Annotated in this window: 24 protein-coding genes and 1 tRNA gene; 21 read left to right on the top strand and 4 right to left on the bottom strand. The window is 43.9% G+C overall.

From position 1 onward, the window contains the following. Positions 1-18: 18 nt before the first annotated feature. From whiA to M1D65_RS17250, 3 genes are read left to right on the top strand one after another with little or no spacing between them, the layout of a single operon-like run. Complete coding sequence (gene whiA / locus M1D65_RS17260; RefSeq protein ID WP_003243775.1) at positions 19-969, top strand: DNA-binding protein WhiA; 951 nt, start codon at positions 19-21, stop codon at positions 967-969. A 23-nt stretch (positions 970-992) separates the two neighbouring features. Beyond that, entirely contained in the window at positions 993-1,250 is a 258-nt protein-coding gene (locus M1D65_RS17255; protein ID WP_077671033.1) for an HPr family phosphocarrier protein, read from the top strand. After that, complete coding sequence (locus M1D65_RS17250) at positions 1,251-2,015, top strand: arylamine N-acetyltransferase family protein (RefSeq protein WP_456270654.1); 765 nt, start codon at positions 1,251-1,253, stop codon at positions 2,013-2,015. It abuts the gene before it with no gap. A 35-nt stretch (positions 2,016-2,050) separates the two neighbouring features. On the opposite strand, the gene M1D65_RS17245 is transcribed toward M1D65_RS17250, so the two are convergent. Continuing rightward, positions 2,051-2,260 (bottom strand): hypothetical protein, encoded by a 210-nt coding sequence (locus M1D65_RS17245; protein ID WP_014665489.1) that lies wholly within the window; start codon positions 2,258-2,260, stop codon positions 2,051-2,053. Between the two features lie 146 nt (positions 2,261-2,406). Here M1D65_RS17245 and psdR point away from each other — a divergent pair, with 146 nt between their 5' ends. The 4 genes from psdR (at position 2,407) to psdB (ending at position 6,961) form a co-directional block, all read left to right on the top strand. Continuing rightward, positions 2,407-3,120 carry a two-component system response regulator PsdR gene (gene psdR / locus M1D65_RS17240; protein ID WP_456270653.1) on the top strand — a complete coding sequence of 238 codons (714 nt, stop codon included), beginning with the start codon at positions 2,407-2,409 and terminating at the stop codon, positions 3,118-3,120. Further along, the gene (gene psdS / locus M1D65_RS17235; protein WP_456270652.1) at positions 3,114-4,184 is read left to right on the top strand and encodes a two-component sensor histidine kinase PsdS; all 1,071 of its coding nucleotides are present in this window, start codon (positions 3,114-3,116) and stop codon (positions 4,182-4,184) included. The genes psdR and psdS overlap by 7 nt, the downstream gene beginning before the upstream one ends. An 82-nt stretch (positions 4,185-4,266) precedes the next feature. Then, a complete protein-coding gene (psdA, locus tag M1D65_RS17230; RefSeq protein ID WP_003228167.1) occupies positions 4,267-5,046 on the top strand; it encodes a lantibiotic ABC transporter ATP-binding protein PsdA in 780 nt (259 codons plus the stop codon). After that, a complete protein-coding gene (gene psdB / locus M1D65_RS17225) occupies positions 5,021-6,961 on the top strand; it encodes a lantibiotic ABC transporter permease PsdB (RefSeq protein ID WP_032726921.1) in 1,941 nt (646 codons plus the stop codon). The genes psdA and psdB overlap by 26 nt, the downstream gene beginning before the upstream one ends. Positions 6,962-6,997: 36 nt before the next feature. Here the strand turns inward: psdB and M1D65_RS17220 are convergent, their stop codons facing one another. Further along, entirely contained in the window at positions 6,998-7,975 is a 978-nt protein-coding gene (locus M1D65_RS17220; protein ID WP_072173470.1) for a 2-hydroxyacid dehydrogenase, read from the bottom strand. 383 nt (positions 7,976-8,358) lie between these two features. Here M1D65_RS17220 and M1D65_RS17215 point away from each other — a divergent pair, with 383 nt between their 5' ends. Next, positions 8,359-8,952 carry a beta-class carbonic anhydrase gene (locus M1D65_RS17215; RefSeq protein ID WP_003228173.1) on the top strand — a complete coding sequence of 198 codons (594 nt, stop codon included), beginning with the start codon at positions 8,359-8,361 and terminating at the stop codon, positions 8,950-8,952. 18 nt (positions 8,953-8,970) lie between these two features. After that, positions 8,971-10,563, top strand: a complete 1,593-nt coding sequence (locus M1D65_RS17210) for a SulP family inorganic anion transporter (protein WP_003228175.1) — start codon at positions 8,971-8,973, stop codon at positions 10,561-10,563. Positions 10,564-10,589: 26 nt separating this feature from the next. Here M1D65_RS17210 and M1D65_RS17205 read toward each other — a convergent pair whose 3' ends face one another. After that, a complete protein-coding gene (locus M1D65_RS17205; RefSeq protein ID WP_003242570.1) occupies positions 10,590-10,910 on the bottom strand; it encodes a MazG nucleotide pyrophosphohydrolase domain-containing protein in 321 nt (106 codons plus the stop codon). A gap of 116 nt (positions 10,911-11,026) precedes the next feature. Here M1D65_RS17205 and M1D65_RS17200 point away from each other — a divergent pair, with 116 nt between their 5' ends. From M1D65_RS17200 to pgmB, 10 genes are all read left to right on the top strand, one after another. Then, on the top strand, positions 11,027-11,602 hold the full coding sequence (locus M1D65_RS17200; RefSeq protein ID WP_014665480.1) for an LOG family protein: 576 nt from the start codon (positions 11,027-11,029) through the stop codon (positions 11,600-11,602). A gap of 204 nt (positions 11,603-11,806) precedes the next feature. Next, positions 11,807-12,757, top strand: coding sequence for a LacI family DNA-binding transcriptional regulator (locus M1D65_RS17195; RefSeq protein WP_163135868.1), 951 nt, complete (start codon positions 11,807-11,809; stop codon positions 12,755-12,757). Positions 12,758-12,869: 112 nt separating this feature from the next. Next, entirely contained in the window at positions 12,870-14,639 is a 1,770-nt protein-coding gene (mdxD, locus tag M1D65_RS17190; protein WP_456270651.1) for a maltogenic alpha-amylase, read from the top strand. A gap of 95 nt (positions 14,640-14,734) precedes the next feature. Beyond that, the gene (mdxE, locus tag M1D65_RS17185; RefSeq protein ID WP_161986344.1) at positions 14,735-15,988 is read left to right on the top strand and encodes a maltodextrin ABC transporter substrate-binding protein MdxE; all 1,254 of its coding nucleotides are present in this window, start codon (positions 14,735-14,737) and stop codon (positions 15,986-15,988) included. Positions 15,989-16,027: 39 nt separating this feature from the next. Beyond that, positions 16,028-17,335: a maltodextrin ABC transporter permease MdxF gene (gene mdxF, locus M1D65_RS17180; protein WP_456270650.1), complete on the top strand. Its 1,308-nt coding sequence runs from the start codon at positions 16,028-16,030 to the stop codon at positions 17,333-17,335. Beyond that, positions 17,336-18,172 (top strand): maltodextrin ABC transporter permease MdxG, encoded by an 837-nt coding sequence (mdxG, locus tag M1D65_RS17175; protein ID WP_021480666.1) that lies wholly within the window; start codon positions 17,336-17,338, stop codon positions 18,170-18,172. 5 nt (positions 18,173-18,177) lie between these two features. After that, on the top strand, positions 18,178-19,062 hold the full coding sequence (locus M1D65_RS17170) for a DUF1189 domain-containing protein (RefSeq protein WP_456270649.1): 885 nt from the start codon (positions 18,178-18,180) through the stop codon (positions 19,060-19,062). Beyond that, the gene (mdxK, locus tag M1D65_RS17165) at positions 19,040-21,313 is read left to right on the top strand and encodes a maltose phosphorylase (RefSeq protein ID WP_103803422.1); all 2,274 of its coding nucleotides are present in this window, start codon (positions 19,040-19,042) and stop codon (positions 21,311-21,313) included. The genes M1D65_RS17170 and mdxK overlap by 23 nt, the downstream gene beginning before the upstream one ends. After that, positions 21,306-22,991 (top strand): glycoside hydrolase family 13 protein, encoded by a 1,686-nt coding sequence (malL, locus tag M1D65_RS17160; RefSeq protein ID WP_212082484.1) that lies wholly within the window; start codon positions 21,306-21,308, stop codon positions 22,989-22,991. The genes mdxK and malL overlap by 8 nt, the downstream gene beginning before the upstream one ends. Further along, positions 22,988-23,662: a beta-phosphoglucomutase gene (gene pgmB, locus M1D65_RS17155; RefSeq protein ID WP_212082482.1), complete on the top strand. Its 675-nt coding sequence runs from the start codon at positions 22,988-22,990 to the stop codon at positions 23,660-23,662. The genes malL and pgmB overlap by 4 nt, the downstream gene beginning before the upstream one ends. 61 nt (positions 23,663-23,723) lie before the next feature. Here the strand turns inward: pgmB and clpP are convergent, their stop codons facing one another. Then, complete coding sequence (gene clpP, locus M1D65_RS17150) at positions 23,724-24,317, bottom strand: ATP-dependent Clp endopeptidase proteolytic subunit ClpP (RefSeq protein ID WP_003228214.1); 594 nt, start codon at positions 24,315-24,317, stop codon at positions 23,724-23,726. Positions 24,318-24,586: 269 nt separating this feature from the next. Between clpP and M1D65_RS17145 the strand changes: the two genes are divergently transcribed. Continuing rightward, positions 24,587-24,662 (top strand) — tRNA-Arg (locus M1D65_RS17145). A gap of 155 nt (positions 24,663-24,817) precedes the next feature. After that, the gene (locus M1D65_RS17140; protein ID WP_014478056.1) at positions 24,818-25,330 is read left to right on the top strand and encodes a DUF3231 family protein; all 513 of its coding nucleotides are present in this window, start codon (positions 24,818-24,820) and stop codon (positions 25,328-25,330) included. Positions 25,331-25,336: the final 6 nt, after the last annotated feature.

The raw sequence follows: 25,336 nt of genomic DNA, 5'->3' as shown, positions 1-25,336 counted from the left end.
TTGAAATGAGGTGGCTATATGTCATTTGCATCAGAAACAAAAAAAGAATTAACGAATCTGGAAGTGAAGGACTGCTGCATTAATGCCGAGCTGTCTGCACTCATTCGGATGAATGGAGCTTTATCATTTACAAACCGCCATCTCGTACTCGATGTTCAAACCGAAAACGCGGCGATTGCCCGCCGCATCTATACATTGCTGAAAAAACAATATGATGTGTCGGTCGAGCTGCTGGTCAGAAAGAAAATGCGGCTGAAAAAGAATAACGTCTATATTGTGCGTTTTTCAGAAAATGCAAAAGCGATCTTAGAGGATTTAAAAATACTCGGGGAGAATTTTGTGTTTGAACGAAGTATTTCGAAAGAGCTGGTCAAAAAGAGATGCTGCAAGCGTTCTTATATGAGAGGAGCATTTTTGGCAGGAGGTTCGGTCAATAACCCGGAAACCTCCTCGTATCATTTAGAAATCTTCTCTCTTTATAAGGAGCATAACGATTCATTATGCGACCTGTTAAATGAGTTTCAGTTAAACAGCAAAACGCTTGAACGGAAAAAAGGCTACATTACCTATTTAAAAGAGGCTGAAAAGATTACAGAGTTTCTGAACGTAATTGGCGCTCACAATTCGCTTCTGCGATTTGAGGATGTCAGAATCGTCCGGGACATGAGAAATTCGGTCAACCGCCTCGTCAATTGTGAAACAGCCAACTTAAACAAAACAATCGGCGCATCGCTGAGACAGGTGGAAAATATTAAATACATCGATGAAAGAATCGGCCTGGAGGCGCTGCCTGAAAAACTTCGGGAAATTGCGCAGCTGCGGATTGATTATCAGGAAGTGACGCTGAAAGAGCTGGGGGAAATGGTAGCAAGCGGGAAAATCAGCAAATCAGGGATCAATCACAGGCTGAGAAAACTTGACGAAATCGCAGAACAGCTGCGGACAGGGCAAACCGTCACTTTAAAATAACCGTAAAGAAAAGGGGAGATCTTATGGTTCAACAGAAAGTGGAAGTTCGATTAAAGACAGGACTGCAAGCACGTCCTGCTGCTTTGTTTGTACAAGAAGCAAACCGGTTTACGTCAGATGTGTTTCTTGAGAAGGATGGGAAAAAAGTAAACGCCAAAAGCATCATGGGGCTGATGAGCCTTGCGGTAAGCACAGGCACTGAGGTTATCTTGATTGCCCAGGGAGAAGATGAACAAGAGGCGCTGGAGAAGCTGGCTGCTTACGTTCAAGAAGAAGTTTAGGTGATAAAAATGAGTGACTTTCTAAAAGATTGCTTTCAGAAAATTGGCTGGGAGAAAGATCATGTCAGCTTCGGCGATCTTCCCCTTTTTCTCAAAGCAATGGCATACCGTTTTCCATTCGAAAACCGTGCCGTACTTGCAAAAGAGAATTATAAGATCACAAAAGAAGAGTTATGGCGACGTCTGCTCAAAGATCAGCATGGCGGCCTATGCTACGATCTAAATGGTTTCCTTTATTTTGTCTTGCATGAGGCCGGGTTTCATGTGAAGCTCATTCGAGGAACGGTTTATGCAGGCAATCAAGAGGGATGGGCACTAGAAGGGACGCATGCTGCTGTATGGCTGTCTGCCGAAAACGGCGATTACCTCGTTGATATCGGCTTCGGCATCAACCTGGCGCTCCAGCCGATACCGCTTTCCGGAGAAACGGTACAGTCACCAGTCGGGTCATTCCGAATCAAAAGAGAAGAGACAGAAAAGGGCAGCCATGTTCTGCTGATGGACAAGGGAGAAGGCTGGCAAATCGGGTACGCCTTTACTCTTGAAGAGAGTGATCTCGGTGATTTAGATAACATGAAGGACATCATTCACTCTCATGAAAAATCTCCTTTTAACAAATCCCCGCTTGCCTCAAAGCTGACACCGAGCGGAAGGATGGTCATGTCAGAGCGCCATTTTACGATTCATGAAAACGGCAGTGACATTCAAAAAAGTGACATTGGCCCTTCAGAATTTGAAGAGAAATTAAATACTCATTTTTTGTAACGTGAAAAGCTTGCAGGTTATCTGCAAGCTTTTTCTTATGAACAAGTGTAGATTGCTGTATCAAATGCGTCTTCTGGGATATACAGTTTTCCCTTTTCATATTTATAAGGAATTTCATTCTCTTTAAAGCACTCTTTGGTATAGTCCGTTAGTGTATCCCCAATTTCTATGTATTTCCCGGTATAGTTGGGCTGACATGCTGAAAGAATTGACGTAATTGCCAGAAACAGCATGATTTTCTTCATCACGACACCTGCCTATTATGAAATTTTTACCTTTATCATTCTATCATAACGAAAAGAAAAAGACCGATTTACTATTCCGCACATGCTATAATAATTTTGGAATCTTCTAGAAAAATCATCGTGATGTACATATAAGGGGGATTAACGTGTATCGGATTTTGCTTGTGGAAGATGATGAGCGGATTGCTTCTTTGCTGGGCGGTCATCTTCAAAAATACGGATATGAAGTGAAAATTGCTGAACAGCTGAATGATATAAAATTGGAATTTGCAGAAATGAAGCCTGATCTTGTGCTGCTTGATATCAACCTGCCTTTTTTTGACGGGTTTTATTGGTGCAGGCAAATCCGTACCATTTCCAATGCACCGATTATCTTTATATCGGCACGGACCGATGAGCTGAATCAGGTAATGGCGATTGAAAATGGCGGCGATGATTATATCACAAAGCCGTTCCATCTAGAGGTAGTGATGGCCAAAATCAAAAGCGTCCTGCGCCGCACATATGGTGAATACTCGCCCTCTTTGCCGCAGGAATCTAGAATAGTGGAGCTTGGCGGGCTAACGATTTATCCTGATCAAAATGAAGCGGAGTGGAACAGCATCCGGATTTTGTTTTCCAAAAAAGAATTCCAGCTTCTCTCGATTTTTGTGAGGGAGCATAAAAAAATTGTCTCTCGTGATGAACTATTGGAGGCGTTATGGGATGACGTTGATTTTGTCGATGACAATACGTTAACGGTCAATGTCAACCGGCTGCGGAGAAAACTGGAGAATGCAGGACTGAAAGATTGCATTTCCACAATCAGAGGACAAGGCTATCAATTTCAAGTCAATCGGAAGGATGAAGCGGAGTGTTAAAGACTTATCTCATCGACCGCTTAGCCATTATTCTATTTTCATTATTAGGGATAGGGTCCGCCATGCTGATTGCGTATTTAAGCATTGTAGAGAGCGGCGCAGAACCTTCCAAAGAAAATATGATGTACATATGGATTTTGCCCGGTACTCTTTTAGCCGCAGGTTTTGCTGCTGATTATGTTCGGCAATTTTCCTTTCTCACATATGTTAAAAAGCTTGCAGAACAAGCCTCTTCTTCGAATGACATCGGACAGTCTTTGAAAGCCCGAAAGCCAAGAACAGGAGAGCAAGCGCTTTGGACGAAAATGATCAACGCACTCGGGCAGCAATACGAAAGCAGGCTCTCACAATATATCAATCAGCAAAAACAGCATTATACCTTCACCAATCAATGGGTCCACCATATGAAAACACCGGTATCCGTCATATCCTTAATGATTCAGGAAGGAAAAAACGGAACCTCATCCTCTTTTCCGACGTTTTTAGAAGAGCTGGAGGATGAGAATGAGAGATTTCGCCACGGTCTTGATATGATGCTGCAAACGGCCCGGCTGGAGGAATTTGCATTTGATGTAAAGCCGCAAACCTTTGATTTGGCAGAAATGGTTCGTTCACTGATCAATCAGGAAAAACGTCAGTTTATTAAACGGCGCCTTTTTCCAACATTACATGTGCCGCCAAATGCCGTTCAGATTTCCAGTGATCAAAAGTGGCTTTCCTTTGTTGTTGAGCAACTCCTTTTCAACGCCTTAAAATACTCAAAGCAAGGTGTGGGAGACTCTATTACAATCCGGATTGAAACACAGGGACATGAGACGCGATTGTCGGTTGCCGACGAAGGAATCGGCATACCGCCGCAGGATCTGCCGCGGATTTTTGACGCGTTTTTTACCGGAGAAAATGGACGAACCATGAAAGAGGCAACTGGAATGGGCCTTTATTTAGCAAAACAGGTGTGCAGCCGTCTCGGCCATAAGCTGTATGCGGAATCAAAAGAAGGGGCTGGCACTGTGATGACCATCGTGTTTTCAAGTGACACCCTCGTGAATGTGACAGCATTGTAAGGTTGGGGAGCGGAATTGCAAGAAAGTTCGATGGGAGGATGCTGACTTCCTTTTTATAATAAAGAAAAAGGAGGAGCAGAACATGAACGTGTTGCAAACAACGAACCTATCGAAAACGTACTATTCAAATAAAGGAACAATATCATACCAAGCGCTCAGCGCCTTTGATCTCAGTGTGTCAAAAGGGGAATTTGTCGGGATTATGGGGCCGTCGGGAAGCGGAAAAACCACGCTTTTGAATTTGCTGGCTACCATTGATAAGCCGACCCAGGGCGAGATGATGATCAACGGCATTCAGCCGAAAACGTTAAAGGACCAAGAGCTGGCTTTGTTTCGCAGAAGAGAACTCGGCTTCGTCTTTCAGGATTTTAATCTGCTTGATACGCTGACGATTCGTGAAAATATTCTCTTGCCGCTCGCATTGGATAAGGTAAAGCTAAGAGAAATGGAAGCCCGATTGGATGAACTGGCGGATACGCTGCAAATCAAGCACATTCTCGATCATCGCACATATGAGGTGTCGGGCGGACAGCAGCAGCGGGCAGCCTGTGCCAGAGCGATTATTCACAATCCGGCGCTCATTCTTGCCGATGAACCGACAGGAAACCTCGACTCAAAATCGGCAAAGCAAGTGATGAACACACTGGCTCAGCTGAATGAGGAAAAGGAAGCGACGATTCTGTTGGTTACGCATGATGCCACAGCAGCAAGTTTCTGTAAACGAATTGTTTTTATTAAAGACGGACGTTTCTTTTCAGAGATTCACAGGGGAACAAACAGGCAGGTGTTTTATCAAAGTATATTGGATACCTTGAGTGTGTTGGGAGGCGATTTTCATGAATTTGAGAACTATCGCCCGTAAAAACATTCTTGGGAATCTGCAACGGTATGTGGCCTACTTTTTAAGCTGTGTGTTTGCCGTTTCGGTGTTTTTTGTCTTCACATCATTTATTTTTCATCCTGATGTCAATGAAGACAATATATATGGCGGAAGCCTTGTCAAAACATGCTTGAGCGCAGCTCTTGTCGTCATCATTGTGTTTTGTATATTTTTCATCACATATTCCAATTCAGCGTTTTTGCAGGCAAGAAAGAAAGAGTTTGGGCTGCTGACACTGTTTGGCACATCAAAGCAGCAGCTTCGGAAGATGATTTATTATGAGCAGTCACTTATTTCTCTTGCGGCGATTGCGGCCGGCATTGGAGCAGGCCTGTTATTTTCAAAACTGTTTTTTATGATCATGACATGGATGCTCAGCGTGAAGGTGCCGATTTCGTTTGCCATTGTGCCGAAAGCGTTTGTGATGACAATTGCCGGCTTTCTCATCCTGTTTCAGACGCTGCTCATTTTATCACTGGGACGGATTCGGAAGCTGGAAATCATTGAACTGATTAAATCGGCCAAAAAGCCGAAAAGCTTGCCGGTTTATTCGAAATGGCTCACTGTATTGTCTTTGCTATGTCTTGGCAGCGGTTATTATCTATCTGCAACAGCCAATGCAATTGACATGATGTTTCGGGTATTTCCAATTTTGATTTTAGTGTTAATTGGCACGTATTTCTTTTTTACCCAAAGCAGTGTGGCGTTTTTCCGCATGCTGTACCGAAAGAAACACAGCTTCTACAAAGGCACAAATATCATTGTGCGTTCCAACATGATATTCAGGCTGAAGGATCATGCACGCATGCTGTTTTTAACCTCTGTCATTACAGCGGTCATACTAACAGCTACAGGTGTCATCTATATGTTTTATTCCGATTTACAAAGGCAGGAGGAGCAAAGCATTCCTCAGTCTGTTTCCTGGGTGGAAAAGGATGCTTCCCGCTTTCAGGTCATGAAGCCTGAGACGGCTGAGAATACATTGAAAAAAGCTCATGCTGTTATCAAGTATAAGGTGGATGCCACTGGGATTCCTGTCACTTTTCAGTCAGACTTGCCGTATGGAAATAAGAAGATGGAAGCGGAAGCTTTGCTGATTTCAGAAAAGGTCTATAATCAAGTCGCAAAGGAAAAAGGGTTCCCAGTTATTCATTTACAAGAAAATGAAGCATTTATTAATGTTTCTTTTCAAATGATGGTGAAAGACACATTTGGAGAAGGGGAAACAGCAGCATTTCATATGAAGTCAGGAAAAACCCTTTCCTACGTCATGAAAAAGCAGCAAAACAAAGGGATATTGATGTCTGTCGATGGAGTCAGCCGTTTATTGGTTGTCAGCGAAAAGAGCTTTGACAGTCTGTCACAGGATGTGCCGCTGAAGGAACAGATGAGAATGGTAGGTTATGAGCTTGAGCATTGGCAGGAGACGGTGGATGTCTCTGAAAAGCTTGAAAACATGGTGCCGAAAGAACATACATCTGATTTTCAAACACGTGCTCCTAGTTATCAAATTGTGAAGCAGGGAGTTGCATTAATGCTGTTTATTGGTCTGTTTGTCAGCGTGCTGTTTTTTATCGTGCAAGGAAGCATGCTGTATTTGCGGATGTTTACGGAAATAGAAGATACGAGAGTGCAGGTGTTAGCGTTAAAAAGGATAGGGGTTACGGACAAAGAGATTCACTCGATCCTTGGAAAGCAAATAGGATTTTTATTCTTCATCCCATTTATCGCAGGTACGATTCACGCCGGCTTTGCGTATGCAGCGTTAAGTAATATGCTGAATTCCAATTTATTTCTTGAGGCCGTAATTGTCATCTTCATTTATTTTGTATTCCAGGCTGTTTATTATATCGTCACCCGCCATATTTATAAGCGTGCTGTTCTTCAGCGTATGTAATAGAAATCCGGTCTGTTATCAGACCGGATTTTTGATTTATTGAAATTCTCTTGTGAGATTTTTCGGTGTTTGTCCTTGAATGGCTGCAATCATATTTTCGGCGGCCTGTTTGCACATGTTGAAGCGCACTTTAGCTGTTGCTGAACCGATATGAGGAAGCAGCGTGACATTATCCAGCTGCAGAAGCGGATTATCTCGGGTGACAGGCTCTTTTTCGTATACATCTAAGCCGGCTCCCCTGATCCAGCCTTCCTGAAGAGCGCGAACCAGTGCTTTTTCATCGACTGTCTTTCCCCGGGAAATATTGACGAAAATTGCTGAATCCTTCATTAACTTAAATTCACGTTCTCCTATCATGTGATAGGTTTCATCAGTCAGCGGCGTAATGAGAAGAATAAAATCAGATTGCTCCAGCAATGTATCAAGCTCTGCATACTTAACGCCGATGCTGTCTTCTGTTTCTTGTTTGCGATGTCGGTTATGATAAAGCACTTCCATATCAAAACCAAATTTGGCGCGTCTCGCTGCTTGTTCTCCAATTCTGCCCATGCCGATAATGCCTAACGTTTGATGATGAACATCAATTCCGAAAAGCGCTTCCTCTTCCACGGTTCCCCATTTTCCTGCTCTGACAAAACGGTCCAGTTCGGCAACACGTCTGGCGGAAGACAGAATCAGTGAAAAAGCCAGATCTGCAACTGTGTCATCCAGTGTATAAGGTGTATGAGTCCCGACGACTCCTCTTTCTTTCATTGCTTCTATATCGAAGTTATCGTAGCCTACTGATTGGTTGCTGACCACTTTGAGCTTAGGCGCGTGTTCCAGCAACTCACGATTGATTGACGGACCGGAAGTCCCTGACGTTAAAAGCCCTTCCGCATCTTTTAATTTTTCAAATAGCACGTCACTCGGAAGCGTATCCTCCTGCCATACTTCATAACGGCAATGTTCACCGATGAATGCTTCAATCTCTTCAGGAATCGGTTTTGTGATAAATACAAATGGTTTCAACAAGGCTCCCCCTTTATGGCTATTGTCTATTTCATTATATCGGAAATAAATAGATGTTAAAAATATAGCTGCGTTCTTTTTATTTTCTGGTTCTTTTGAACTTAAAATGGAGATCGAACAGCTAAATCTGCTTAAAAAAGTTTTTTAATTATCAGAATTCACCCATATTTTTTGTCAGACAAATCATCAATATGCGAGCAGCAGCCGGATTATAGGATTCATTAAATATAAATTTTATTATCTTTGAAAGATATAAATGTTTATGTTTTGATTCTACAGTCCAATTATAGTGTCTTTTTTTGAAATCCTTTTCTTGGCTTATTCCTATGCTATAATTCCTTACTGTAAGCTGGGTAAGAAGGCTTGCAAAATCATATGGATGGGAGATGAATCAAATGGTTTCTTTAACATCAATTTTGGAACACAATCAGCGGTTTGTCAGAGAGAAGAAGTATGAACCGTACAAAACGACAAAGTTTCCTTCAAAAAAGCTCGTCATTGTCACCTGTATGGATACAAGACTTACAGAACTTCTTCCGCAAGCAATGGGGCTTAGAAACGGTGATGCTAAAATTGTAAAAAACGCGGGAGCCATCGTTTCTCACCCATTTGGAAGCGTGATGCGAAGCATACTGGTCGCGATTTATGAATTGCAGGCTGAAGAGGTATGCATTGTCGGCCATCATGAATGCGGAATGTCAGGGCTAAATGCGTCCTCGATTCTTGAGAAAGCAAAGGAACGCGGGGTGGAGGATAGCTGCCTGAATTTGCTGACGAGTGCCGGACTCGATTTGAAAACGTGGCTGACTGGTTTTCACAGCGTGGAAGAAAGCGTTTCCCACAGTGTGAACATGATTAAGAATCATCCGCTGCTTCCGAAAAAGGTGCCGGTTCACGGGCTTGTCATTCACCCTGAAACAGGAAAACTTGATGTGGTCATTAACGGTTATGAAACTGAGCTAATAAACAATCACTCATAAGGGAGGTTATAACAAAATATGCGATTCTCAGGGAGATTCAAGGGATACAATTTACAGAAATTTCAGAAAGACTTAATTGCAGGTATCGTAGTAGGTGTCGTGGCAATTCCTTTAGGAATGGCGTTTGCCATTGCCTCGGGAGTCGAGCCCGAATACGGGCTGTACACTGTTGTTATAGCGGGGATTTGTATCTCTTTGTTCGGAGGATCTAAATATCAAATTGGCGGTCCGACAGGCGCCTTTGTCCCGATACTGTTCGGCATTATCATGCAGTACGGATTAGAGAATCTGCTGATTGCGGGGTTTATGGCAGGGGTAATGCTGGTGCTGTTTGGGCTGTTTAAGCTCGGAAAAATAATGAAATTTGTGCCTAAACCCGTTATCGTCGGTTTTACAGCAGGAATTGCCGTGTTAATCTTTACGGAACAAATCGCTAATTTTCTCGGATTGAGAAATGTTGAAAAACATGAGAACTTTCACCACAACATGTTTGAAATTGTGCAGCAGCTCGGCACCTTTAACGTGTATGCCATTTTGACAGCTGTGATCGGGCTCGTCATTTTGCTTGTATCCGCCAAGGTGATGCCTAAAGTGCCGGGCGCTTTGTTGGCGCTTCTTATTTCCACAGTGGTCGCGGTTGTCTTTTTCCCTGACCGCATGGCAACGATCGGGTCAACTTATGGTGAAATCCCCCGCCATTTGCCTGAATTTCAGTTTCCTGAGCTTACTTTGGATAAAATGGTTATGCTGTTTCCGGCTGCGCTTGTCATCGCGCTTCTTGGAGGACTTGAGTCGATTTTGTCCGCAATGGTCGCCGATAACATGAAGGGCTCAAAGCATGACAGCAACAAGGAGCTTGTCGGCCAGGGAATTGCGAATATGGCAGCGCCCCTGTTTGGCGGAATCCCGGCTACAGGAGCGATTGCGAGAACGGCGACCAATATAAAAAACGGAGCGGTTTCCCCAGTTTCCGGCGTCGTTCACGGCGTAGTCGTTCTCCTTGTCCTGCTTGTATTTGCGCCTTATGCGTCCCATGTGCCGCTCGCCAGTATGGCACCGATTCTCATGGTGGTCGCATGGAATATGAGTGAGCGCAAGGAAGTCGCAAACATGCTGAGACTGAAAAACGCTGATTCCTTTATTTTGGCGGCGACCTTCGCCCTTACGGTTCTGTTTGACTTAATCATCGGTGTGGCAACCGGATTGCTGCTCGCATTTGTGTTCTTTATCAGAAGAATGAGCGAAGCGACCCGCATCCACAATCAGGAATCGCATCCTGTTCTGGCGAAGAGAGAAGATCCATCTGTCAGCATGTATGCCATAGAAGGGCCGCTGTTTTTCGGGTCAATTGATTCCCTTGAATCGTCATTGCTGGAGCATGTACAGAAAAAACCGAAAACCCTCATTCTGCTCATGAATAAGGTGCACTATATGGATACGTCAGCTGAAGCGGTGCTTGGGAACATTATGAATCGAATTAAACGCCACAATGGAAAGCTGATGATTGTAGGATTGCAATCGCAGCCGAAGGAGCTGCTGCATAAAACAGGCCTTTTTCACAAAATAGGAAAGCAGCATTTCTTTGATCACCATGATGAAATCACAGGTTAAAAAAAGCGGCCATCGCGGCCGCTTTTTTATGCATGCTCAAATCGTTTTGTCAGTTTTTCTTGGTGGGCCTTCATGACGTCTTCTAAAGAGACACCATACATATCAGCAAGAATGGCGATATTTCCGATGACATCTCCCATTTCTTCAATCAATTCTTGTTTTTGCTCAGCACGTGACGATTCTTTCTCATCCGGCCGGTCTCTGCCGATTTCATACGCCCTGACAGCCCGGGCCAGTTCTCCGGCTTCCTCCATTAAAAAGCCGACGCGAATAAAAGGTCCGTATTCTGTCCAGCCTCTTTTTTCGTAAAACTCTTTCATCCATTTTTCTGCATCAGCCAGCTGCAACCTCATCACTCCTGCATTCTTTATGTATTTCATATTGATATTATCACATGAAGATGGGACAATATATAGTGTGTTTTTGAATATTTAACACGATATATAGATGCGGAGATGACAAGATGAAAACCATTTGTGTATTTGCGGGATCAAACCCTGGGGGAAATGAAGCGTATAAAAGAAAAGCGGCAGAGCTTGGCACGTACATGGCTGAGCAGGGAATCGGCCTTGTCTATGGGGGCTCCCGCGTAGGCTTGATGGGCACGATTGCTGACGCGATTATGGAAAACGGCGGAACTGCAATCGGGGTCATGCCGAGCGGTTTGTTCAGCGGGGAGGTTGTCCATCAGAATCTGACTGAGCTGATTGAAGTAAACGGGATGCATGAACGAAAGGCTAAAATGAGCGAGCTGGCTGACGGCTTTATCTCGATGCCGGGCGGCTTCGGTACATATGAAGAATTATTTGAAGTGCTGTGCTGGGCACAGATCGGCATCCACCAAAAGCCAATCGGACTGTACAATGTAAACGGATATTTTGAACCAATGATGAAAATGGTGAAATACAGCATTCAAGAAGGGTTTTCTAACGAATCGCACCTAAAACTGATTCACAGCTCGTCACGGCCGGATGAGTTAATTGAGCAAATGCAAAATTATTCTTATCCGATTTTAGAAAAAAAGTGGACAGAAATTTAAAAAAGAGACTTTCTCATGGAAGCGGAGAGAATGAGTCTGCCACCTAGCGTATGATCCATGAAATATCGAGTGTTTTTAACAAAGTGAGGTTTCCTTAAGGGAAATCTCTTTTTTATTTCTCTTTTGCCTGCATCGTATATTTAACAGTAATAGAGGACTTTATCACTAGTTTGGATAATAAGCACAGATAAGGAGGGGATGAAAATGGCAACATTGTCAGATGTGGCAAAAAAAGCAAATGTTTCGAAAATGACGGTATCACGAGTGATCAATCACCCTGAGACGGTGACAGATGAATTGAAAAAGCTTGTTCATTCTGCGATGAAAGAGCTGAATTACATCCCTAATTATGCGGCGAGAGCGCTCGTGCAAAACAGAACACAGGTTGTGAAACTATTGATACTTGAGGAAATGGATACGACAGAACCATATTACATGAACCTGCTGACAGGAATCAGCAGGGAGCTGGATCGCAATCACTATGCTCTCCAGCTTGTGACAAGAAATTCTCTTAATATTGGCCAATGTGACGGCATTATTGCCACCGGCTTGAGAAAGAACGATTTTGAAGGTGTAATAAAAGCGTTTGAGAAGCCGCTTGTCGTATTCGGGCAAAATGAAATGGGCTATGACTTTATCGATGTGAATAACGAGAAAGGCACTTTTATGGCAACCCGCCATGTTATGGGGCTGGGGGAGCGGAAAGTTGTCTTTTTTGGCATTGATTTAGATGAGCCTTTCGAACGTGCAAGAGAACAGGGGTATATACGGGCGATGAATAAAAGCTTTAAAAAATCGAATATGTTTCGGATCGACAACAGTTCTAAGAAAAGTGAAGACCTTGCAAGAGAACTGCTGAAATCCATGGACAATCAGGCCGCATTTGTCTGCGCATCTGATCGAATCGCGCTCGGCGTCATTCGTGCGGCGCAATCCCTTGGAAAGCGAATTCCAGAAGACGTTGCGGTTACCGGGAATGACGGTGTGTTTCTTGATCGCATCTCCTCGCCGCGCTTGACTACGGTCAGACAGCCTGTTGTTGAAATGGGGGAAGCCTGTGCGAAAATGTTGCTGAAAAAAATGAATGAAGACGGTGCTGCACAAGGAAGTCTATTTTTTGAACCAGAGTTAATTGTACGAGAATCAACGCTGTAAGCGCCTTATTCTGTTATCGGTAACAGGGTGAAAAGGATTGTGCCCACAATTTCATCATGATACTTTCAAACTATGAGCCGGCTTCAATAAAACGGAAATCAAAGGGGGAAACATGATGGAATATGCAGCGATTCACCACCAGCCATTCAGCACAGATGCTTATTCTTATGATGGGCGGACTGTGCATATCAAGATTCGGACGAAAAAAGGTGATGCAGATCACATTCGATTCATTTGGGGTGATCCCTATGAGTACAACGACGGCAAATGGTCGGCAAACGAGCAGCCGATGAGAAAAATTGCTGCAACAGAAATGCATGACTATTGGTTTGCTGAAGTGGTGCCGCCATTTAGGCGTTTACAATATGCGTTTGTTGTAACAGACGATCATGAAGACATCTTTTTCGGAAGTTCGGGTGTATGCCCTTATAACGAAAAAACACTGGAAACGATTCATTATTACTTTAAATTTCCGTTTGTTCACGAGGCTGATACATTTCAAGCGCCTGAATGGGTCAAGTCAACGGTTTGGTATCAAATTTTTCCGGAGCGTTTTGCAAATGGAAGAGAAGACTTGTCACCGAAGAATGCATTGCCGTGGGGGAGCAAGGACCCGGGCGTCAATGATTTTTTTGGAGGAGATTTGCAAGGGATTGTTGACAAGCTTGATTATTTAGAGGATTTAGGGGTGAACGGCATTTATCTGACGCCGATCTTTTCCGCGCCTTCTAATCATAAATACGACACGCTGGATTACTTTTCTATTGATTCGCATTTCGGGGATCCGGAGCTTTTTCGTACATTGGTCAGCCAGCTGCATCAGCGGGGGATGAGAATTATGCTTGATGCGGTTTTTAACCATATAGGAAGCGCGTCTCCGCAATGGCAGGATGTCGTTAAAAACGGAGATCAATCCCGCTATAAGGACTGGTTCCATATTCACTCTTTTCCCGTCACAGGCGACAATTATGACAGATTTGCTTTTACAGCTGATATGCCGAAGCTAAACACGGCTAATCCCGAGGTGCAGAAATATTTGCTTGATATTGCTTTGTACTGGATTCGCGAATTTGACATTGACGGCTGGCGTTTGGATGTCGCAAATGAAGTGGATCACGTGTTTTGGAAGACATTTAGGCAGGCTGTATCTACTGAAAAGCCTGACGTTTATATTTTAGGTGAGATCTGGCATTCTGCCGAACCCTGGCTTAGAGGGGATGAATTTCATGCGGCGATGAATTACCCTTTTACAGAGCCTATGCTTGAATATTTTGCTGACCGGACGATCCCAGCCTCACGTATGGCCTACCGTGTCAATGCGCATTTGATGAATGGAATGAAGCAGGCCAATGAGGTGATGTTTAATTTACTGGATAGCCATGATACAAAGCGCCTTTTGACCAGATGCCGCAATGATGAGAAGAAAGCACGCGCGTTGCTGGCCTTTATGTTTGCCCAGACAGGCTCACCATGCATCTATTACGGGACGGAAATCGGGCTGGACGGCGAAAATGATCCATTATGCCGGAAATGTATGGTTTGGGAAAAGGAGAAGCAAAACCAAGACATGCTGCGATTTATGAAACGGTTAATTGCTTTACGCAAGCAGGAAAGCATTTTATTGACTGAAGGACATCTTGAGTGGAATCTGCTGGATGACCAAAACGATTTTATTAGCTTTTCACGGACTCTTGATGAAAAAATAGTGATTTATTTCTTTAATCAAGGGAATGCGGTTCAATATGTCAGTTTACGAGAGTTGAATATTGAAAGGAATAAGAAAATCTGTGATGCATGGACAGAGCAGCCGCTACAGCATCACGAGGTCATTGCCGTTCAGCCGGGAGAATTTTTGATTTTGAGTGCTGCCGCCCCTGTATAACATTCTGTTATCGGTAACAAATCGAAAGTTGTTGTAACCGCTTTCTATAGGACAATACAATTGTTATAGTTTCGTAAATAGAAGGGGGAAAAGAGATGGTTCTTTTAAAAAAGGGGTTCGCCATATTGGCGGCATCATTCCTGGCAATCGGCCTTGCCGCCTGCTCAAATTCAAAAAATCCAGCAAGCTCTGATGGTAAAAAGGTGCTGACTGTGTCTGTCGAAGAAACGTATAAAGAATACATTGAAAGCATAAAAACAAAGTTCGAAAAAGAGAATGACGTCACAGTAAAAATTGTTGAAAAGCAAATGTTCGAACAGTTAGAAGCGCTTCCTCTTGATGGCCCGGCGGGTAATGCGCCTGATGTTATGCTTGCTGCATATGACCGGATCGGCGGTTTGGGACAGCAAGGACATTTGCTTGACATTAAGCCATCTCATACAAAAAGCTTTGGTGATAAAGAAATGCAGCAGGTGACAGTTGACGGCAAAGTGTACGGAATGCCGCTAGTCATTGAGACACTTATTTTGTATTACAACAAAGATCTTTTAAAAACAGCGCCAAAAACATTTAAAGACCTTGAAAAGTTAACGGAAGATCCTCGATTCGCGTTTGCTTCGGAAAAAGGAAAATCAACCGGATTTTTAGCAAAATGGACTGACTTTTATATGTCGTACGGCTTATTGGCTGGATACGGCGGATATGTGTTTGGAAAAAACGGCACAGATTCCGGGGACATCGGCCTGAACAATAAAGGAGCTGTAGAAGCGGTGAAATATGCGGAGAAATGGTTTGAAACATATTGGCCGAAAGGAATGCAAGACAATTCAAGCGCAGACGACTTTATTCAGCAGATGTTTTTAGAAGGCAAAGCGGCTGCGATCATTGGCGGTCCTTGGTCAGCTGCCAATTATAAAGAGGCTAAATTGAACTACGGAGCGGCTCCCATTCCGACATTGCCCAATGGAGAAGAATATGCCCCTTTTGCGGGCGGGAAGGGCTGGGTAGCTTCAAAATATACAAAAGAACCCGAGCTGGCTGAAAAATGGCTTGAGTATGCTGCAAATGATGCCAATGCTTACGGTTTTTATGAGGATACAAACGAAGTTCCGGCCAACACGGCTGCAAGGAAGAAAGCCGATGAGCAAAAGAATGAACTGACGTCAGCTGTGATTAAACAATATGAAACAGCAACGCCGACTCCAAATATTCCGGAAATGGCTGAAGTATGGACAGGAGCGGAAAGTTTAATTTTTGATGCAGCTTCAGGAAAAAAATCGACACAAACATCAGCGAATGATGCTGTAAACGTCATAAAGGAAAATATTAAAGAAAAGTATGTGAAATAAAACGGCGGGATAGCGTCCGGAAGAATAGAGGGCGGAAAAATGAATAAACATCACACACTTACAAAGCAAAAACGAAAGGCAGGGCTTTTATCGATCATTCCAGGACTTGGGCAGATTGCGAATCAGCAGTTGTCAAAGGGGCTCTTATTTCTTGCCATCACAGGCTTGTTTGCTTTTGAATTATGCGTTTTCGGTATACAGGCGCTAACCGGATTGATGACATTGGGAAGTGTTCCCGGTGAAGATCACTCGCTGTTTATGCTGATTGAAGGCACGCTGCAATTGATCGTGACAATGATTTTCCTCATGTTCTATATCTTTAATATTCATGATTCGCGTAAGACCGCCGCAATGAAAGCGGCGGGTTTGGAAGTCAATACAATAGCCAAGGATATGATCTGTCATGCGGGCGATAAAGGGTTTCCATATCTATTTACATTTCCGGCATATATCATGATGGTGTTTGTGATTATTTTTCCGGTTTTGGTGACTCTGTTTGTTGCATTAACAAACTATGATTTTTATCATGTTCCGCCTAATCGTCTGATTGACTGGGTCGGGTTTAAAAATTTCTTAAATATTTTTTTCCTTGGCTCCTATCGTGAAACATTTGTGAATGTACTGGGCTGGACGGTTATCTGGACAATCTGTGCAACAACGCTGCAAATCATTTTAGGTATTGTTACGGCACTTTTCGTCAATCAGGATTTTATAAAAGGCAAGCGGATATTTCGAATGATTTTCTTATTTCCATGGGCTGTTCCGGCGTTTATTACAATCATGAGTTTTTCCAACATGTTTAACGACAGCATAGGAGCGGTGAATGCACAGGTGATACCATTATTCAATCACCTGCCGTTTGTCGAGCTGCCTGCGATCGCGTGGAAGACCGATCCTTTCTGGACAAAGACAGCCCTCATTATGATTCAAACGTGGCTCGGCTTTCCATATATATATGTCATGGTAACGGGAGTGCTTCAGGCGATTCCAGGTGAATTGTATGAAGCGGCAAAGATTGACGGGGCCACTTTTATTCAGCGTTTTCGGCATATTACATTCCCGATGATTTTATTTGCCACAGCACCCGTGATGATTACTCAGTATACGTTTAATTTCAATAATTTCTCGATCATCTATTTATTTAATGAGGGAGGGCCAGGCAGTGTGGGAGCCGGGGCCGGATCGACCGATATCTTAATTTCGTGGATTTATAAACTGACAACAGGCACATCACCCCAATATTCCGTTGCGGCGGCTGTGACACTGTTAATTTCTTTCATTGTCATTGGAATTTCACTGATTGCTTTCAAAAAATCGAATGCTTTTGGCAATGAGGAGGTTATGTAGGTGAACGCGAGCACTGCCAGAATGCTTAATAAAATCTGTACGTATTTATTTTTGACGCTTTTAAGTATTGTCATTATATATCCGTTGCTGATTACGGCATCATCAGCCTTCCGTGTGGGGAATTCGGCGGCTTTTCAGCTCGATTTTTCGGGTCCTTGGACATTGGATCATTTTAAGCGGCTATTTGACGAAACGCTTTATCTCAATTGGTACAGCAATACACTTGTCATCGCGCTATCGGTCATGGTTTTGCAGGTTACGATTGTGACACTTGCCGGGTACTCGTACAGCCGCTATCGGTTTGCAGGCAGAAAAAAGAGCCTGATATTCTTTTTAATCATTCAAATGGTGCCGACAATGGCGGCGCTGACTGCTTTTTATGTCTTGGCGATGCTAATAGGCGCACTCGATCAATACTGGTTTTTAACAGCGATCTATATCGGCGGCGGGATTCCGATGAACACGTGGCTGATGAAAGGTTATTTTGATACTGTGCCGAGAGAAATTGATGAAGCCGCGCGAATTGACGGAGCGGGACATCTGAGGATTTTCGCTTCAATTGTTCTACCGCTTGTTAAGCCAATGCTCGCGGTACAAGCGCTTTGGGCGTTTATGGCACCGTTTGGCGACTATTTGCTGGCGAAATTTCTGCTTCGCTCACCGGAAAGGCTGACCATCGCTGTAGGATTACAATCCTTTATTTCTAATCCGCAGCAGCAAAAAGTAGCTCTATTTGCAGCCGGTGCCATCCTTGCCGCACTGCCGATATGCGTTCTATTCTTTTTTCTCCAAAAGAACTTTGTGTCCGGTTTGACAGCCGGCGGAACAAAGGGGTAATGCAAATGAAGAATCTGGAGAATAAAAGCTTTATCATCCGCTGCCTGAAGGCGGCTGCATCCCCATCAGGTGTTTGCCGTTACGGGAATACCTTCAGCTGGCTGCAGCTCTCTTTTCTCTTTATGTTTTTAACGGCCTGCTTAATGACGCCGTTAGCGGTTTCGTTTGTGAAAATGGATCGCTTCAGCGTTGCATCTTTCATGCCGTCAGCGATTCAAGGGGTTAATGATCAATTTGCTGATCAATTGCAGGGTTTTCAAATCAGGAACGGAAAACTAACAGGCGGGAAGAGCTCTGAGAGAATTGAAGATGGGCAGAATGTGATGGCAGTCGATATGAAGCATGAATATGAGACAAGCGGTGAAAATGGGCGATTGAAAGTAACTGGATTTGAAAACGCCATCATATTTCAACCTGATCAACTGGTGATCACCGATCAAAACGAAACGGGGTTTTCTGTTGGCTATGCGAAAATGGACGTTAAGCTCGAGAAACCAAACGTCCATGATGTAGAGGTCTTGATCGATACATTGTGGTTGGCACAGTATAAGCCGATGATCATGATGCTGGCATATACGGTGGTTTCTATGATCCAGCTTTTGTTAACGTTTGTTCTTGCCGGAGGTCTCTGGATCACAAAAATATCAAACATGGTCTCTATTGCATCATTCAAGGAAGCGGCCTCTATAGCGATTTGCGCATCAGCACTGCCGGCATTTGCGGCAGCTTCTATCGGCATGGTTCATTTTGATTTGATTACTGTATTGATGATCCATTCGTGTGGCGTTACTTTGATGATCTCTTTTGCATTTAGATATTTGACCAAAATCCGCCGTGATAATGGAAACTTACATTCGGGAGGAAATGATGATAAATCAGCGGTTATTTGAGATTGATGAATGGAAAATCAAAACAAATACATTTAATAAGGAGCATACACGGCTGCTGGAAAGCCTGACGTCTCTTGCCAATGGCTATATGGGGGTCAGAGGGAATTTTGAAGAAGGCTATTCAGGCGACAGTCACCAAGGCACATATATTGCAGGCGTGTGGTTCCCCGACAAAACGCGAGTAGGCTGGTGGAAAAACGGGTATCCAGAATATTTCGGAAAAGTGATCAATGCGATGAACTTTATGGGCATAGGCTTATATGTTGACGGTGAAAAAATCGATCTCTATCAAAATCCAATTGAATCATTTGAGGTAGAGCTCAATATGAAAGAGGGGATTCTGCGGCGAAGCGCTGTTGTCCGCATTCAAGATAAATCCGTCAGAATCAGGTCTGAGCGGTTTCTTAGCCTTGCTGTAAAAGAACTCTGTGCGATTCATTATGAAGCGGAGTGCTTGACGGGAGATGCTGTCATTACGCTTGTTCCTTACCTGGATGGAAACGTGGCAAATGAAGATTCTAACTACCAAGAACAGTTTTGGCAGGAGGAAGCGAAAGGTGCTGATTCTCACAGCGGCCATTTAGCGGCAAAAACGATCGAAAATCCATTTGGAACACCGCGCTTCACGGTATTAGCCGCAATGGCAAACGAGACGGAGGGTTTTGTCCATGAAAGCTTTAAAACGACTGAAATGTATGTCGAGAATTGCTACAGTTATCAAACGAAGGCATCATTGAAAAAGTTTGTGATTGTCACGACTTCCCGTGATTTTCGGGAGGAAGAGCTTTTATCGAAAGCCAAGGAGCTTTTGGCGGATGTGGTAGAGAACGGCTATGAAGATGCAAAACGGAGGCACACTGATCGATGGAAGGAAAGATGGGCAAAAGCGGACATTGAGATTAAAGGAGATGAGGAGCTTCAACAAGGAATCCGCTACAATATCTTTCAGTTATTCTCGACATATTACGGGGGCGATGCCCGTTTGAATATCGGGCCGAAAGGATTTACTGGCGAGAAATATGGAGGTGCCGCATATTGGGATACAGAGGCGTACGCCGTTCCGATGTATTTGGCGACAGCCGAGCCGGAGGTGACGAAAAACCTGCTTTTGTATCGCTATCATCAGTTGGAGGCTGCCAAACGAAACGCTGCAAAATTGGGGATGAAGGGGGCACTTTATCCGATGGTGACGTTCACAGGTGATGAATGCCACAACGAATGGGAAATCACCTTTGAAGAAATTCACCGCAATGGCGCGATCTGTTATGCGATCTACAATTATATCAATTATACAGGCGACCGTAACTATATGGAAGAATACGGGATAGACGTACTTGTGGCAGTCAGCAGATTTTGGGCCGACCGTGTTCACTTCTCGAAACGAAAAAATAAGTATATGATCCATGGCGTCACAGGGCCGAATGAATACGAAAACAACGTTAACAACAATTGGTATACGAATGTCATTGCGGCTTGGACGTTGGAGTATACTCTACAAAGTCTCGAAAGTATCTCAGCGGAGAAACGCCGCCTTCTGGATGTACAGGAAGAAGAATTGAAAGTCTGGAGAGAAATCATCCAGCACATGTACTATCCGTATAGTGAAGAACTGCAAATTTTCGTTCAGCATGACACGTTCTTGGATAAAGACCTGCAAGCAGTTGACGAATTAGATCCAGCGGAACGGCCTCTTTACCAGAATTGGTCATGGGACAAGATTCTCCGCTCCAATTTTATTAAGCAGGCAGATGTTCTCCAAGGCATTTATCTTTTTAATGACCGTTTTACAATGGAAGAAAAACGGCGAAATTTTGAATTTTATGAGCCGATGACTGTTCATGAATCAAGCCTATCGCCCTCTGTCCATGCGATTCTCGCAGCCGAACTCAAGCTGGAAAAGAAAGCGCTCGAATTATATAAGCGCACAGCAAGGCTTGATCTTGATAATTACAATCATGATACGGAAGAAGGCTTGCATATTACTTCAATGACGGGTAGCTGGCTGGCAATCGTTCATGGCTTTGCAGGCATGCGCACCGCGAATGAGACGCTGTCATTTGCTCCGTTTTTGCCGAAAGAATGGGACGAATATTCATTCAACATCAATTATCGAAATCGATTAATCAATGTGACGGTTGACGAAAAGCGCGTTATTTTTGAGCTTGTAAAAGGCGAGCCGCTGCACATGAACGTTTATGAGGAACCAGTTGTCCTACAGGGACGATGTGAAAGGAGAACGCCTAATGAGTGAATGGTGGAAAGAAGCTGTCGTTTATCAAATTTACCCGCGCAGTTTTTATGATGCCAATGGAGATGGATTCGGGGATTTGCAAGGTGTGATTCAAAAGCTGGATTACATCAAAAATCTCGGGGCGGATGTCATCTGGCTCTCCCCGGTATTTGATTCCCCGCAGGATGACAACGGATATGATATCAGCGATTACAAAAACATGTATGAAAAGTTTGGGACAAATGAAGATATGTTTCAGCTGATTGATGAAGCCCATAAACGCGGAATGAAAATCGTCATGGATTTGGTCGTGAACCACACATCAGATGAGCATGCTTGGTTTGCTGAAAGCCGCAAGTCGAAGGACAATCCTTACCGGGATTATTATTTTTGGAAAGATCCTAAACCGGACGGCTCAGAGCCGAATAATTGGGGATCGATCTTTTCAGGCTCAGCGTGGACATACGATGAAGGAACAGGGCAGTATTATTTGCACTACTTTTCGAAAAAACAGCCTGATTTAAATTGGGAAAACGAAGCCGTTCGCCGGGAAGTTTATGATGTAATGAGATTCTGGATGGATAGAGGCGTTGACGGCTGGCGGATGGATGTGATCGGCTCTATTTCTAAATACACCGATTTTCCGGACTACGAAACGAATCACAGCCGCAGCTATATTGTCGGCCGTTATCACTCTAACGGCCCACGTCTTCATGAGTTTATTCAAGAGATGAACAGGGAAGTGCTTTCTCATTACGACTGCATGACAGTCGGAGAGGCAAACGGCTCAGATATTGAAGAGGCGATAAAGTACACAGATGCAAGCAGGCAAGAGCTGAATATGATCTTTACATTTGAACATATGGATATTGATACAGAACAAAACTCGCCAAATGGGAAATGGCAGATCAAGCCGTTTGATTTGATTGCTTTAAAAAAGACGATGACAAGGTGGCAGACCGGGTTAATGAATGTCGGCTGGAATACCCTGTATTTTGAGAACCATGACCAGCCGAGGGTTATTTCCCGCTGGGGCAATGACAGGAAGCTGCGTAAGGAATGTGCGAAGGCATTTGCAACGGTTCTGCACGGCATGAAAGGAACGCCGTTTATTTACCAGGGAGAAGAAATCGGCATGGTCAACAGCGATATGCCGCTGGAGATGTATGATGATCTTGAAATAAAGAATGCATATCGTGAACTAGTCGTCGAAAACAAAACGATGTCAGAAAAAGAGTTTGTCAAAGCCGTGATGATAAAAGGAAGGGATCATGCGAGAACACCTATGCAGTGGGATGCCGGAAAACATGCGGGATTCACAACCGGAGACCCGTGGATACCGGTAAATTCCCGCTATCAAGATATCAATGTGAAAGAGTCCTTGAAAGATCAAGATTCGATTTTCTTTTACTATCAGAAGCTCATTCAATTACGAAAGCAATATAAGATTATGATATATGGCGATTATCAGCTTTTGCAGGAGAATGATCCGCAGGTCTTTTCTTACCTTCGAGAATATCAAGGGGAAAAGCTTCTTGTCGTTGTGAATTTATCGGAAGAAAAGGCTCTGTTCGAAGCGCCTCCAGAACTGATTCATGAGCGTTGGAAAGTGCTGATTTCAAACTATCCGCAGGAGCGGGCTGACTTAAAGAGTATTAGCCTCAAACCTTATGAAGCTGTGATGGGCATTAGTATATGAAAGCGGTCATTTTTGATTTAGACGGAGTGATAACAGATACTGCTGAATATCATTTTCTCGCTTGGAAGCACATCGCAGAACAAATCAATATCCCCTTTGACAGAGACATGAATGAAAGGCTAAAAGGAATCAGCAGAGAAGAGTCACTTGAAAGCATATTGATCTCTGGCGGTGCGGAAACAAAGTATACAAATGCGGAGAAACAAGAACTAATGCATCGGAAAAATCACGATTATCAAACGTTGATCAGCAAATTGACGCCGGAAGATCTTTTACCGGGGATTGGCAGGCTCCTATGTCAATTGAAAAACGAAAATATAAAAATCGGGTTAGCATCTTCAAGTCGCAATGCTCCTAAGATTTTAAGACGTTTGGCAATTATCGATGATTTTGATGCCATTGTTGATCCGACGACTCTTGCGAAGGGGAAGCCTGATCCTGACATCTTTTTAACAGCTGCAGCGATGCTCGATGTTTCCCCTGCTGATTGCGCGGCAATAGAAGACGCAGAAGCAGGCATTTCTGCAATCAAATCTGCGGGGATGTTTGCGGTTGGTGTCGGTCAAGGACAGCCGATGCTTGGTGCTGATCTAGTTGTGAGGCAGACGAGTGATCTAACACTTGAGCTGTTACACGAGGAATGGGAGCAGTATAGAATAAAAAGTGTTTAAGGGAGTCAATTCCTTGAAATGAAAAAACCTGCAAGAGACGCAGCTCTTGCAGGTTGTATTATTACTTTTTATCTTCTGTGTGAGTCAAAATTTTGTCAATCAGGCCGTATTCAAGCGCTTCTTCAGCAGACTTGAAGTTATCACGGTCTGTGTCGCGTTCGATCACTTCAAGCGGCTGGCCAGTACGTTCAGCAAGGACTTTGTTTAATTTGTCGCGAAGCAAGAGAATGCGTTTCGCGGCAATTTCAATTTCTGTCGCCTGACCTTGCGCACCGCCAAGAGGCTGGTGAATCATGACTTCACTGTTTGGAAGCGCATAGCGTTTGCCTTTTTCGCCGGCTGCAAGCAGGAACGCGCCCATTGACGCAGCCATACCGATACAAATTGTAGATACCTTCGGCTTAATAAACTGCATGGTATCATAGATCGCCATACCGGCTGTAATAGAGCCGCCCGGGCTGTTGATGTAAAGAGAAATTTCTTTTTCAGGGTCTTCTGCTGCTAAGAATAAAAGCTGTGACACGATGGAGTTCGCAACGTTGTCATCAATCGCAGATCCAAGCATGATGATACGATCCTTTAATAGACGAGAATAAATGTCATACGCTCTTTCCCCGCGGTTCGTTTGTTCAATGACTGTAGGTATTAAATTCATAATGCTCCTCCTTCACCTTTTAGGTAAGTATGTAGTTACATGATACATTTTTGGTCAATAAAGGTCAAACAAAAAGCTGGCCTGATATGCAAAGTCGTCTCTTTTTCCCATTTTCCCCAAAAATACAGGGGTTCAAACCATCGTATGTCAGATTGCCAATTAAGATGCTTTGTCTATTTAAAAAACGGCCTCTCGAAATAGAGGGTTGTTATTTGAATGGAATTATCGTATAATTAGTTGTGCTGACGTTCTCATAACGCAGTCATTCTGCGCTCGTAGCTCAGTTGGATAGAGCGGTGGTTTCCGGTACCACGTCTGTCGGGGGTTCGAATCCCTCCGAGCGCGTCCAATAGAACAACAGGAAAGACAAGGGTTTGGCGATTTGCCGCTCTTGTCTTTTTTGTTTTGGTTCATAAATTTTTCTTGCTGCAACATAAATTTTCCTTCTCTCGGGCACGTTATGGAATGTGTGCGATATTGAATTTGCGAGGAGGATGAACATGGGTATTTTAAGCGGAAATCCGCAGGATGAACCGATGCATTATGGTGAGGTATTCGGCTTATGGAGTTATGTGATGGCGGGCAATAAAATGGTCGGCAATTACCAAATGCTATTGAATCATGTCGGTGATGACGACCTGAAGAAGCTGCTTCGTGAGTCTATTGAGAAATGCCAAGATGAAATCAAACAGGTCAGCACGATCCTGAAAGAAAACGGGGTGGCGCTGCCGCCGGCTTCTCCTGAACCGCCGACAGCAGATCTTAACGATATTCCGCCTGGCGCACGGTTTCTCGATCCGGATGTGGCGGCCTCCGCGGCAGCACAAAATGCTGCAGGTCTTGTGACATGCAGCAAAATGATGGGGCAATCGATTCGTGAGGATATTGCCATGATGTTTGGGCAATTTCATATGTCGAAAGCGGCAACCGGCGCAAAATACTTAAGGCTGCTAAAAAACAAAGGCTGGCTCATCCCGCCGCCGCTTCATCTTCAAAAACATCACGAAGCTTAATGGCAA

It is taken from the genome of Bacillus sp. JZ39, from assembly GCF_053903145.1.
This window is presented reverse-complemented; position numbering and strand designations above follow the sequence as displayed.